Annotated in this window: 8 protein-coding genes; 4 read left to right on the forward strand and 4 right to left on the reverse strand. The window is 71.4% G+C overall.

Translation table 11 applies throughout. The features are described from left to right. Positions 1–43: 43 nt before the first annotated feature. The 3 genes from RF646_RS06545 to ftsY all read right to left on the reverse strand — a co-directional run bounded on the left by RF646_RS06545 (position 44) and on the right by ftsY (position 3,078). Positions 44–382: a P-II family nitrogen regulator gene (locus RF646_RS06545; protein WP_368835531.1), complete on the reverse strand. Its 339-nt coding sequence runs from the start codon at positions 380–382 to the stop codon at positions 44–46. Further along, on the reverse strand, positions 379–1,698 hold the full coding sequence (locus RF646_RS06550) for an ammonium transporter (RefSeq protein WP_239321680.1): 1,320 nt from the start codon (positions 1,696–1,698) through the stop codon (positions 379–381). The genes RF646_RS06545 and RF646_RS06550 overlap by 4 nt, the downstream gene beginning before the upstream one ends. Positions 1,699–1,971: 273 nt before the next feature. Next, positions 1,972–3,078: a signal recognition particle-docking protein FtsY gene (gene ftsY / locus RF646_RS06555; protein ID WP_368835532.1), complete on the reverse strand. Its 1,107-nt coding sequence runs from the start codon at positions 3,076–3,078 to the stop codon at positions 1,972–1,974. Positions 3,079–3,103: 25 nt separating this feature from the next. On the opposite strand from ftsY, the gene RF646_RS06560 reads away from it, so the two are divergent. Together RF646_RS06560 and RF646_RS06565 are read left to right on the forward strand one after the other, a co-directional pair. After that, positions 3,104–4,471 carry an MFS transporter gene (locus RF646_RS06560; protein ID WP_368835533.1) on the forward strand — a complete coding sequence of 456 codons (1,368 nt, stop codon included), beginning with the start codon at positions 3,104–3,106 and terminating at the stop codon, positions 4,469–4,471. A gap of 6 nt (positions 4,472–4,477) precedes the next feature. Continuing rightward, entirely contained in the window at positions 4,478–4,636 is a 159-nt protein-coding gene (locus RF646_RS06565) for a hypothetical protein (protein ID WP_368835534.1), read from the forward strand. A 206-nt stretch (positions 4,637–4,842) separates the two neighbouring features. Here the strand turns inward: RF646_RS06565 and smc are convergent, their stop codons facing one another. Beyond that, complete coding sequence (gene smc, locus RF646_RS06570) at positions 4,843–8,493, reverse strand: chromosome segregation protein SMC (protein ID WP_368835535.1); 3,651 nt, start codon at positions 8,491–8,493, stop codon at positions 4,843–4,845. Positions 8,494–8,837: 344 nt separating this feature from the next. On the opposite strand from smc, the gene RF646_RS06575 reads away from it, so the two are divergent. After that, positions 8,838–9,863 carry a 3-oxoacyl-ACP synthase III gene (locus tag RF646_RS06575; RefSeq protein WP_368835536.1) on the forward strand — a complete coding sequence of 342 codons (1,026 nt, stop codon included), beginning with the start codon at positions 8,838–8,840 and terminating at the stop codon, positions 9,861–9,863. Positions 9,864–9,909: 46 nt separating this feature from the next. Next, complete coding sequence (locus RF646_RS06580; RefSeq protein WP_368835537.1) at positions 9,910–12,651, forward strand: alpha/beta fold hydrolase; 2,742 nt, start codon at positions 9,910–9,912, stop codon at positions 12,649–12,651. Positions 12,652–12,846 lie beyond the last annotated feature (195 nt).

Raw genomic sequence — 12,846 nt, forward strand, 5'->3', positions numbered from 1 at the left:
GGTCGCCCGGACGGGGCCTGTGCCGACGACGTCGCGCGCGACCTCAGAGCGCGACGTCACCCAGTTCGCCGGTGCTCACGCGCACGGTGTTCTCCACGGCAGTGACCCACACCTTGCCGTCCCCGGGTTCGCCCGTGCGTGCGGAGGTGACGATGACGTCCACGAGGTCCTGGACCTCGCCGTCCTCCACGACCGTCTCGATGCGCACCTTCTCGAGGAGGTCCACCGTGTACTCGGCACCGCGGTAGACCTCACGGTGCCCGCGCTGGCGGCCGTAGCCGTGGACGGTCAGCACGGTCATGCCCTGCACGCCGTATATCTCCAGGGCGTCTTTGACGTCACTGAACTTCTCGGGTCGCACCACTGCGGTGATCAGCTTCACTGGTTGTCTCCTTTGCTGGCGGCGGGCACGGGGGCTTCGGCGGTCCCGGGCAGGGGCCGCGCGGGGGCCTGCCCGGCGAAGTAGCCGGTGGCCTCGTCCTTCAGCGAGTACGCGGACTCCGCGTGCTGAGTGAGGTCCACGCCGATGACCTCGTCCCGGCGGGTGATCCGCAGCCCCATGGTGGCCTTCAGGACAAGCCCGATGACCAGCGTGAGGACGCTGGTGTAGAGCGTCACGAAGAGGGTCGCGGCGAGCTGGGTGCCCAGCAGGCCCCAGCCACCACCGTAGAACAGTCCGGCCCGGCCCTCGGAGGGGATCGCCAGGAAGCCCAGCGCCACGGTGCCGACAATGCCGGAAACCAGGTGCACGCCGCACACGTCCAGCGAGTCGTCCAGGTGGATCCGGTACTTCAGGCCCACGGCGATCGCGGAGCACGCACCGGCCACGGCGGAGAGCAGGATCGCGCCGAGCGGGGTCACGTCGGCGCACGCCGGGGTAATGGCCACGAGCCCGGCGACGACGCCCGACGCCGCACCCAGCGACGTCGCGTGCCCGTCCCGGATACGCTCGGTGAGCAGCCAGGCCAGCATGGCCGCAGCCGGGGCCACGAGCGTGTTGGTCCAGATCAGGGCGGCCTGCTCCACGGTGGTTGCGGCGCCGGCGTTGAAGCCGAACCAGCCGAACCACAGGATGGCCGAGCCGAGCATCACGAGCGGCAGGTTGTGCGGGCGCTGGCCCGAGTCGCGGCCGAAGCCGCGGCGGGCACCGATGAGCAGGATGAGCACCAGCGCCGCGATGCCCGCGTTGATGTGCACGGCGAGCCCGCCGGCGAAGTCGATCGGCTCGCCGAAGATCCGGCCCAGGGCGCCGTCCTCGGAGAACAGCCCGTCACCCCACACCATGTACGCGAGGGGGAAGTAGACCAGGGTGACCCACACGAGCGTGAAGACCACCCACGTGCCGAACCGGGTGCGGTCCGCGATCGCGCCGGAGATCAGGGCCACGGTGATGATCGCGAACGTCACGGAGAAGTCCGAGGACAGCAGGTCCTCGGTGCCCATCAGGCCGTGCAGACCGAAGTGCGCGAACGGATCCGCGGTGAGGCCGCCCAGCACCGGGTCCCCGGCGAGCATGGAACCGCCCCACAGCACCCACACGACGCCCACCACGCCGAGCGCCGCGAAGCTCATCATCATCATGTTCAGCACACCCTTGGCGCGGGTCATGCCTCCGTAGAACAGTGCAAGTCCGGGGGTCATGAAGAACACCAACCCCGCGGCCACCACGGTCCACACGTGTCCGGCGGTCAACTCCACCCGGATCACCTCGTCCCTGTCTCGTGTCGGCACAGCCTTTGCGCCTGTTGCACACAGTCAACGGGGCGGGTGTTACCGCGACAGCGCGGGTTCGTGACGCCGGTGTTTCACGTCACGTCCGCGTGTGACGATCGTGTTAACTCCTCAGGTACCGGTGTCGATGCCGGTTCCAGTGCAGTGGCGGGGCCAGTGCAAGTGCCGGTGCTCCGACGACGACGGCGCCCACTCCCACGAAGGGGGCGGGCGCCGTCGTCGTCGCGAGAGGGAGCAGGCTCAGTCGATGATCGCGTCCACGAACTGCTCGGCGGTGAAGGGTGCGAGGTCGTCCGGGCCCTCGCCGAGACCGATCAGCTTGACGGGCACGCCCAGGCCGCGCTGGATGGCGACCACGATCCCTCCCTTGGCGGTGCCGTCAAGCTTGGTGAGCACGATGCCCGTGATGTCCACGGCCTGCGCGAAGACCTTTGCCTGGGTCATGCCGTTCTGCCCGGTGGTCGCGTCGATCACGAGCAGCACCTCGTCCACCTCGGCGGCCTTCTCGATCACGCGCTTGACCTTGCCGAGCTGGTCCATCAGACCGGCCTTGTTCTGCAGCCGGCCAGCGGTGTCCACGAGGACCACATCCGCCTCTTGGTCGATGCCGGCCTTGACGGCATCGAACGCGACCGAGGCGGGGTCCGCGCCCTCCTGCTCGGAGCGCACCGTGGGCACGCCCACGCGGGCTCCCCAGGTCTCGAGCTGGTCAGCGGCGGCCGCGCGGAACGTGTCCGCCGCACCGAGCAGGACGTCCTTGTCCTCGGCCACGAGCACGCGCGCGAGCTTGCCGACCGTGGTGGTCTTGCCCACGCCGTTGACACCCACCACCAGGACCACCGCGGGCTTGCCCGGGGCGGACTCGGTGCGCAGGGAACGGTCCAGGGTGGGGTCCACGAGCGCGAGCATTTCTTCACGCAACAGGGACTTCAACTGCGCGGGGTCCTTGGTGCCCTCGACCCGCACGCGCTTCTTGAGGTTCTCCACGAGCTCGAGGGACGCGTCCGTGCCGAGGTCCGCCATGAGCAGCGTGTCCTCGATCTCGTCCCACGTGTCCTGATCGATGCGTTCGCGGGACAGCAAGACCAGCAGACCCTTGCCGAGCATGGTGTTGGATTTGGCCAGCCGTCCGCGCAACCGGGCCAGGCGCCCGCGGGCGGACTCCGGGCGTTCGAGCGTGCTGACCGGTCTGTCCTCGACGAGGGTGTCGCCCTCGGTCTCCGGGACGTCGTCCAGGTCCCGGGTGTCCGTGTAACCTCCCCGCGGTGCCTTGGGTCGGCGCAGCAGCAGGATGCCGAACACCACGAGCAGCACCACCACCACCGCGGCGACAATGAGTATCCACATCAGGTCAGTCGTGATCACCCTCCTAATGTCCCATAAACTGCAGGGCGTGTCCCGCCCCGATCCCCGCGACCCCGCCGAGCATCCCGTCCCCGCCTCCCCCGACGACGCGCGCGCTGCTGCGACCGCGTCGGACGCCGCCGCCGCAGCGTCCACTGCATCGGACGACGCCGCCGGAAAACCCGCGCCGCGCGGCAGGGTCCCCGAGCCCATCAAGGTCCTGATCGCTGCGGCCTTCGTGATCGCCCTGGGCTACGGGATCGTGGCGCCCGTGCTGCCGCAGTTCGCGGCCAGTTTCGGCGTGGGCGTGGCCGCGGCCTCCGCCGTGATCAGCGCGTTCGCCCTGTGCCGGCTCGTCTTCGCCCCCGCGAGCGGTGCGGTGGTCAACACGTTGGGTGAGCGGCCCACGTATCTGATCGGGTTGATCGTGGTGGCACTGTCCTCGGCCGCGACCGCGTTCGCGCAGACCTATGGGCAATTGCTGATCTTCCGCGGTCTCGGGGGCATCGGGTCCACGATGTTCACGGTGTCCGCGATGGGCCTGATCGTGAGGTTGGCCCCGCCCACCATGCGCGGGCGGGTCTCCGGGTACTACGCGACCGCGTTCCTGCTGGGCGGCATCCTGGGGCCCGTGCTCGGCGGACTGCTCGCGGGTCTCGGGATGCACGCCCCGTTCCTGATCTACGCCGGCGCTCTGCTGGTCGCCGTCCTCGTGGTGTACCTGCGGCTGAAGGACGAGACGATCGGCGCCAGACGCACCGGCCGGGCCCAGCCGCCCATGCGCGTCCGCGAAGCGCTCGACGCCGGAGCGTACCGTGCCGCGCTCGTGTCCAGCTTCTCCACGGGCTGGACGGCCATGGGCGTACGCGTGGCCCTGGTCCCTCTCCTGGCCGTCCAGGTGGTCGGTGAGGGTCCGGCCGTCGCCGGGCTCGCGCTGGCACTGTTCGCCGTGGGCAACGCTGCGGCCTTGACCGTCACGGGGCGGCTCACCGACCGCGTGGGGCGTAAACCGCTCGTGCTCACGGGCCTGCTCGTGTGCGGCCTCGCGACCATTGGGGTGGGGCTGAGCACGTCCGTGGTGGCGTTCGCCGTACTGTCCCTGCTCTCCGGGGTGGGCTCCGGAACCCTCAACCCGGGGCAGCAAGCCGCCGTGGCGGATGTCATCGGCCCGGATCGAGCGGGCGGCAGGGTACTGTCCCGGTACCAGATGTGCGCGGACGCGGGCCAGATCGCCGGCCCCGTGCTCGCGGGCGCGCTCGCGGACGCCGCCGGTTTCGGCTGGGCCTTTGGGATCTCGGGAGCGCTCATGCTCCTCGCCGCCGTCGCGTGGCTTCCGGTCAGGGACACCCTGCCCCCGGAGTCACGCACCCAGGGAACCGCCCCCCGACGGAAGTGAGCCCCCGTGGCCGCGACCGAGCGACGTCGTCCCCGTTCCACGGCGGTACTCTTCATGGTCGTTTTCGTGACGATGTTCGTCGCGAACGCGATCCTCATGGAGTTACGGGACCGCGGGATCATCACCACGCCGGTGCTCGTGCTCGCCATGGTGTTCCGTCCCTGACACCGGAAGTGGCCCCGGAGCGGATCCGGGAAACCCTCTCCCATCCCGATACCGAGTTGACTTCTGACGGCACCACGCTGACCGCGAGGATCGGGAGTGACCTGACCTTCCGCTGCCGCGGGGCCGCGCTGTTGCGCCGCGCCCGCGCGGCGACAAGCTGAGCCGCCCCACCCTCGGCGGGCGAGCGGCGTCGTCGGCGGAAGAGCTCAGCGCAACTGCGAGAGCTGCTGGCCCACGACGAGGCTCACGCCGTCGCCGCGCATCGAGACCCCGTAGAGCGCGTCCGCGATCTCCATGGTGCGTTTCTGGTGGGTCACGATGATCAGCTGCGAGCTCTCCTTGAGCTGCTCGAAGATGGTGAGCAACCGACCCAGGTTCCGGTCGTCCAGCGCGGCCTCAACCTCGTCCATGACGTAGAACGGGGACGGCCGGGCCTTGAAGATGGCCACGAGCAACGCGAGTGCCGTCAGGGAGCGCTCGCCGCCGGAGAGCAGGGAGAGCCTCTTGATCTTCTTCCCGGCGGGCCGGGCCTCGACCTCGACCCCCGAGTTGAGCATGTCGTCCGGGTCGGTCAGGCGCAACCGCCCCTCCCCGCCCGGGAACAGGGTCGCGAACACCGAGACGAACTGCTCCGCGGTGTCCCGGTAGGCCTGCGCGAAGACCTCTTCGACGTGCTGGTCCACCTGCCGGATGATGTTGCGCAGATCCGCGCGGGAATTCTTGACGTCCTCGAGTTGGGTGACCAAGAACTTGTGGCGTTCCTCGAGCGCGGCGAACTCCTCGAGCGCGAGCGGGTTGACCTTGCCGAGCGCCTTGAGCTGCTTCTGCGCGCGCTGCAACCGGGTCTCCTGCTCCTCGCGTCGGAACGGGGCCCCGGCATCGGTCATCCGGGGCAGAGCCAGCTGCACGGGCGCGCCGTCCTCCTCGGCGCGCTGGGCCGCCTCGAGCGCTGCGTCCGCGTTCAGGACGGGCAGGTGGGGGCCGTAGTAGTCCACGAGGAAGTCAGGGGTCATCCCCAACTCCTCGAGGGCCGTGGTCTCGAGCCCCTCGAGCCGGGCCCGGCGCTGCGCGAGGTCCAGTTCCGCACGATGCAGCTGTTCGGTAAGTTCGCCGATCCGCCGGGCGAGCTCGTCACGTTCGGAGCGCAATCGCTGCGCGACCTCGTCCAGCCCGGCCCTGCTGGTCTCGATGGCGTCGCGCTGGGCGGCCGCCCGCGCCGCGGCGTCGTCGGCGCGTTCCCGGAGATAGCGGGCGGCCTCCCCCACGGCCCGCGCCACGACCGCTTGCACGCGGCGACGTTCCGCACGCCGCGCGGCCTCGGCCTGCGCGACACGTTCGGTACGCGCCGCGCGCGCCTGGGCCTGCGCCCGGGACTCGGCGTGGCGATGTTGTTCCTCGAGCCCGCGCAGCGCGAGCCGCGCCTCGGTCTCGACCTCGCGGGCGGTCCGGGCCTGCTCCTCGGCACGGTCCTTGGCGGACGCGGCCGCGAGCTGCTCGCGGTCGAGGTCCTCCTCGTCCCCGGTCTCCGCGGCCTCGGCGCGTTCCACGGCCTCGCGCAGCTCCGCATCCCGCTGGGTCAAACGCTGCTGTGCGGTCGCCAGGACACCGCGGCGCCGTTCCAGTTCGGAATCCGCCGACGACGCCGTGGCCTCCGCCCTGCTCGACGCCGCCCCGGCCGCCGCGGCCTCCTGCTGGGCCCGCTGCGCGGCCCAGCCGGTCTCGCGGGCTTCCCGTTCCGCGCCCGCGCGCTGTTCCTCGGCCTCCCGGGCCCGTTCCGCCGCGGTCTCTGCGGCGTCCCGCAAGGTCGCGGTCTTTTCCACCTCGCGGTCGATCAACGCGAGGATCTCGAGGTTGCCGGCCGCTTCCGTGGCTCCGCCCTGGACCCGATGGACGCCGTACACGTCACCGTCGCGGGTGACCACGCGCCACGCGGCGTCGGCCCGCCCGTCCTGCGCCGCGGCGTCGAGGACCGCGAGCGCGGCGGTCGCGTCCGGGGCGAGCACTGTGGTGGCGAGTGCGGCCCGCACCGCGGCCACGACGGCCGCGTGGCCCGTGGTGTCGGATTCCTCCGGGGCCGAGGAGAGGACCTCCGTGGCGCGCACGCACCCCTCGGGCAGCGCTGGACCGGTGACTTCGGTGGCCGCGCCGTCCTCCTGCGCGATCACGAGGTGCACGCGACCCGACCCGGCATCGCGCAACCGCGAGAAGACCCGGGCGGCCGAGGTGTGGGACGCCACGGCGAGCGCGTCGGACCACGGGCCCAGCGCAGCGGCCACGGCACGTTCCCACCCCGGGCTCACGCGCACGGCCCGCGGCACCTCCCCCAGCACGGGGACGACGTCCGCCACCGAGGACGAGCCGTCCGGTTGCCGCACGGACTCGCGCAGGGTCTCGAGGCGCACGGTGTGGGCGTGCAGCGCGCTCGCGGTCTGCTGCCGGTGGTCGTCCGCCTCCCGCGAGCGGGCGCGAGCGGCATCGGCCGTTTCCTGGGCTTCGCGGGCCCGTTCCCCGAGGCGCTGCGCCTCGACCGCGGTGGCCTCGGCTGTCTCGCGCAGGGACGCGGTGTCCAGGCGGGCACTCTCGGCGCGGGTCACGACGTCGGAGAGCTCTCCGCGAACACGCTCCACGTCCGCTTCTGCGGCCGTGAGCGCCGACCGCGCGGCCGTGACCGCCGCGGCGAGCCGGACCTGCCCCGCGCGTCGGTCCGCGGCACGGCGCACGAGCGCGGCCGATTCCTTTTCCGCGTCCCGCGCGGTCGATTCGGCGGCCTCACGCGCCGCATGCGCACGGTCGAGGTCCTCGCGCGCCCCCGCGACCCGTTCGGCCAGCTGTTCGGCCTCGGCGAGTGTCCGGGCGGCCTGTTCCTCGAGGGTCTGCGCGTCCCGGTTCGTGGCGGTGGGTTCCTCGGTACTGCCCAGCAGCCGACGGCGTTCCTCGGCCAGGGCGGCCAGCGCGCGGCAGCGGTCGCGCACCGTGCTCAGCTCGTACCAGCTCGTGCGGGCGGCGTTCAGTTCCGGAGTGGTGCGCGCAGCGCGGGTCTCGGTCTCGTGCAGCCGCCGGGCGAGATCCGCGGCCGCGGTCTCGAGCTCGGCCTTGCGTTCGCGCGCCGCGCGGCTCGCGTCCTGGTCCGTGTCCATTCCGGCGCGCGCCGCCACGAGATCGTCCGCGAGCAGACGGGCGCGCGCATCGCGGACGTCGTACTGGATCCGCTGCGCCTTGCGAGCCGTGCGCGCCTGCCGGCCCAGGGGCGTGAGCTGACGCTGGATCTCACCGGTGAGGTCCTCGAGCCGGTCCAGGTTCGCCTGCACCGATTCGAGCTTGCGCAGGGTCTTCTCCTTGCGGCGGCGGTGCTTGAGGATCCCTGAGGCCTCCTCGATGAACCCACGGCGGTCCTCGGGGGTGGCCTGCAGGATCCGGTCCAGCTGCCCCTGCCCCACGATCACGTGCATCTCCCGACCCAGCCCGGAGTCGGAGAGCAGCTCCTGGATGTCCAGCAACCGGCACGAACGGCCGTTGATCGCGTATTCGGAGCCCCCGGAGCGGAACAGCGTGCGCGAGATGGTGACCTCGGAGTATTCGATCGGCAGGGCGCCGTCGGCGTTGTCGATGGTCAGGGACACGTGTGCGCGGCCCAGGGCGGAGCGACCGGAGGTGCCTGCGAAGATGACGTCCTCCATCTTCCCGCCGCGCAGGGACTTGGCGCCCTGCTCCCCCATGACCCACGAGAGGGCGTCCACCACGTTGGACTTACCCGACCCGTTCGGCCCCACGACAGCGGTGACCCCGGGCTCCATGTGGAACGTGGTGGCGGACGCGAAGGACTTGAAACCACGCACGGTGAGGGTCTTCAGATGCACGCGGGGTCTCCAATGTCGTTGTCGCTTACGCCGCCCCTCGGCGCGCGCACCGGCGGGTGACGGGCGCGCCGACCTGGGCGATCACGAGCGCGGGGGCAGCCCCCGAGTCTACCCGGGGCGGGCCCCGCGGCGGTGCGGGGCGCGTGCAGGGGCTCACATCCGCGGCTCACCGGGGCCGGAACGGCCTGCGCCCGCAGAGAAACGCCACGTACATCCGAAGGGAGCTGTCAGTCGGGACCGTTAGACTGAGCCGGTCCAACCCGCTAGTTCACCCGAGCGCCGAGGCTCTCCTCTCACGATCGATTCCTTGACGGTACGGGTGGCGTCTGATCGAAAGCGCCACATTGACCGGTAACTCCACCATCAGAAACCGAAATGCCGCAGTCCTATCCGTGACCAAGACGGAGGCGGACGTGGTCATCCCGTCTACTCGGTTCGATGAGGAGTTGGCAGAGACCTTCCGGCGGCTGCGCATGCCCAAGGGGCTGCTCGAGCGACTGGCCGGGATCAAGGAACGCCGCGGTTGGGCACCGGGACGCCACTTCACGGACGGCGCCACGGAGGCCGGCCAGGAGGCCCTGCGGCAATCGGGGGTGGCCCCGGAGCAGATCGGGTTGTTCATCAACGCGTCCGTGACCCGCGACAACTTCGAACCCGCCGTGGCCGTGGGCATCCACGACCGGTTGGGCCTGCCGAGCTCCGCGCTGAACTTCGACATGACCAACGCGTGCCTGGGCTTCGTCAATGCCCTCACCGTGGCGGCGTCCATGATCGACGCCGGGGCGATCGAGTACGCCCTGGTGGTCGCCGGTGAGGACCCCTCCCCGTGGCACCACGCAGCGGTGGAACGGTTGCGCGGGGACGACATCACCCGCGCACAGGTGGTGCAGGAGTTCGCCACGCTCACGCTGGGGTGCGGTGCCGCCGCGGCCGTGGTGGGCCCCGCGGACCGCCACCCGAACGGGCACCGCATCGTGGGATCCGTCACGCGCGCGGGCACGGAGTTCAACCACCTGTGCATCGGCGGGGACGACGGCATGTTCACGGACGCCACCGGGCTGCTCAACCACGGGGTGGGCCTCGTGGTCGAGGCGTGGCTCGAGGCCGAGAAGGACGGCTGGCAGTGGCGGGACATGGACTCCTACGTGACCCACCAGGTCTCCAACTCGCACACCAACAAGCTCATCCAGGACATGGGCCTGGACGCGGACCGTGTCCCCCTCACCTTCCCGTACTGGGGCAACGTGGCCGCCGCAGCCCTGCCCATGACACTCGCGCTCGAGGCCGAGCGGCTCGAATCCGGCCAGCGCGTGCTGTGCCTGGGCGTGGGCTCGGGCCTGAACACGACCCTCATGGAGATCGCCTGGTAGCCCGCCCGTAGCCCCCGGTCACCGCCTCACAGAACGGAGGAGCAACGTGCTCTCCACACCCTCCCCGGAACGCACCACCACGGTGCGTCTGCCCTTCACCGACACCCCGCTGCCGGGTGTGGACCCCGCGTGGTCCACCACGGTGAGCGTCCCGACCACGGCGGTCGTGGAACCCGTGCCCGGCAGGAAGCGCCGCTGGCACGTGCTGGACAACGGGGACGCGATCACCGAGGCGGGCCGCAGCCCCCGCGGGATCATCCTGGCCGTGCACGGCAACCCCACGTGGTCCTACCTGTGGCGGGACGTGGTGCGCGCCGGCCAGACGGCCGAGCAGCCGTGGCGCGTGGTGGCCGTGGACCAGCTGGACATGGGCTTCTCCGAGCGCACGGGATTGTTCCGCCGGCTCGAGGACCGCGTCCGGGACCTTGGGGACCTCACGCACGCGCTGGGCATCGACGATGCCGGACTGCCGGTGGTCACCTTGGCCCACGACTGGGGCGGGCTCATCTCCCAGGGCTGGGCGCAGGAACACCCGCAGCTCCACGCGGCGACCATCATGACCAACACCGCCGTTCACCACGACAACGCCGAGCCCATCCCCTCGGCCCTGCGGCTCGCGCTCAACCGCGCCGTGCACGAACCCCTCACCTCCGGGACCACCGCGTTCCTGGACACCACCCTGGCCCTGTGCGATCCCGCCCCGGCCAAGGACCTCAAGAAGGCCTACAAGGCTCCGTACACCTCCCGCGAGCGCCGCGAGGGCATCGCGCACTTCGTCGCCGACATCCCCGCCGAACCGGGCCACCCCTCCAACGCGGCGTACGAGCGCATCGCCGGGCGGATGAGCGCGCGCGAGGTCCCCACGCTGCTGCTGTGGGGCACCAACGATCCCGTGTTCCAGCAGCGTTACCTCGAGGACCTCATGCGGCGGGCGCCCCACGCGGACGTCCACCGCTTCGAAGGCGCCAAGCACCTGCTGCCCGAGGCCCGGGACATCGCCCCAGCGATCCTCACATGGCTCGGTGAGCGTTTCGGTCAGGACGAGCCCGTGGTGCAGGCCCACCGTGAGCGCCGCGCGCGCGGTCGCGGGGACTTCGTGCCGTTCTTCGCCGAACTCGACGCACGACGCCGCGACGCCTCCCCCGCCGTCGTGGACATGGGACCCGTCATGGGAACCGTGGACGGTTCCGCACCGGCGCTCAACGTGGAACGCACCGTGACCTGGACCCAGCTGAGCACGTCCGTGGACCAGCTCGCGGTGGCCCTGCTGCGCACGGGCGTGCGCCCCGGGGACCGTGTGAACCTCATGGTCCCCCCGGGCTCCATGCTCACCACCCTGATCTACTCGTGCCTGCGCATGGGCGCGGTGATCGTGGTCGCGGACCAGGGGCTGGGCCGCAAGGGACTGACCCGGGCGCTGCGCGGTTCGTCCCCCGACTGGTTCATCGGCATCCGCAAGGCCCTCATGGGTGCGCGCGCCCTGGGCTGGCCCGGACGCCGGATCTCCGCGGACCGGCTGGACCCCGTGTCCAAGAAGCTGCTGGGCGTGGAACACACCGTGGCCGAGCTCATGGACTCGGTGACCACCGTGCGCCCGGAGGACATCCCCGCCGTGGACCCGGACGCCGCGGCCGCCGTGCTGTTCACGTCCGGCTCCACCGGACCCGCCAAGGGCGTGGTCTACACCCACCGCCAGATGGCCGGGATGCGCGACACCATCCGGGACACCTACGGGCTGCGGGCCGGAACCGGACTCGTGGCCGGGTTCGCGCCGTTCGCGCTGCTCGGCCCCGCCCTTGGTGCCACCTCCGTCACACCGGACATGGACGTCACGAGCCCCAAGACGCTCACCGCGCAGGCGCTCACCGAAGCTACGATGGCGATCGGCGCCACCGCGGTATTCGCGTCCCCCGCGGCCATCGCCAACGTCCTGGCCACCGCGGACGAATTGTCCCCCGCCGAGCGTGATGCGCTGGCCCGGGTGGACCTCATGCTCTCCGCCGGAGCGCCGATCCCCGAGGAGCTGCTCGCCCGGTTGCAGGAGCTGATGCCCGCGGCCGAGCTGCACACCCCTTACGGGATGACCGAGGCGCTGCCCCTGACCGACGTCAGCTTGGACGTGATCCGCGCGGCACGGGAGGACGCCCAGAGCGGCGTCGAGGGAGCGGGCCGCGGCGTGTGTGTGGGCACCCCGGTCGAGGGAGCGCAGCTCGGCGTCTTGCCGCTGCGCGCAGACGGCTCCGTCTCCCCCGACATTGTGACCACCCCTGGTGTCACCGGCGAGATCGTGGCGCGCGCCCCGCACGCCAAGGACCACTACGACCGGTTGTGGATCACGGAGCGCGCCTCCGACCTGACCCCCGGCTGGCACCGCACCGGGGACGTGGGGCACTTCGACGCCCGTGAGCGGCTGTGGTACGAGGGCCGCCTGGCCCACGTGATCACGATGTCCGACGGGCCGGTGTCTTCCGTCGCGGCGGAGCACGCCGCCCAGACGGTTCCCGGTGTGGGCCGCGTGGCCGTCGTGGGTGTGGGCCCCCGCGGTTCCCAGTCCCCCGTGGCCGTGATCGAAACGGTGCCCCCGGCCACCAAGCCCCACGTGGCCCCCGCGGATCTGGCCGAGCGCGTGCGCGCTACGATCGATTTCGCGACCGGGCTGGCTGTGAGCGCCGTGCTCGTGATCCCCGAGCAGCCCACGGACATCCGCCACAACTCCAAGATCGACCGCGCCGAATTGAGTGACTGGGCCGAGCAGGCCCTGGCCACCGGAAAGATGAGTGCCCTGTGAGCCACGACCAGACCCCCGCTCCCGACCGCTCCGGCGCCGGCCGCCACCGCGCCGACGATCACGACGCCGCTGCGCCGGCTCCCGGGGCCACCGCGGCCGGGGCGGCGTCGTCGGCTCCCCGGAACGACGGGAACGCAAGCAATTCCGATGCAAACGCAACGAATGGGGACCGGCAGGACACTGCTCCCGGTGTCG

The organism is Kocuria sp. CPCC 205261 (genome assembly GCF_040981025.1).
In the GTDB taxonomy this organism is placed as follows: Bacteria; Actinomycetota; Actinomycetes; order Actinomycetales; family Micrococcaceae; genus Kocuria; species Kocuria marina.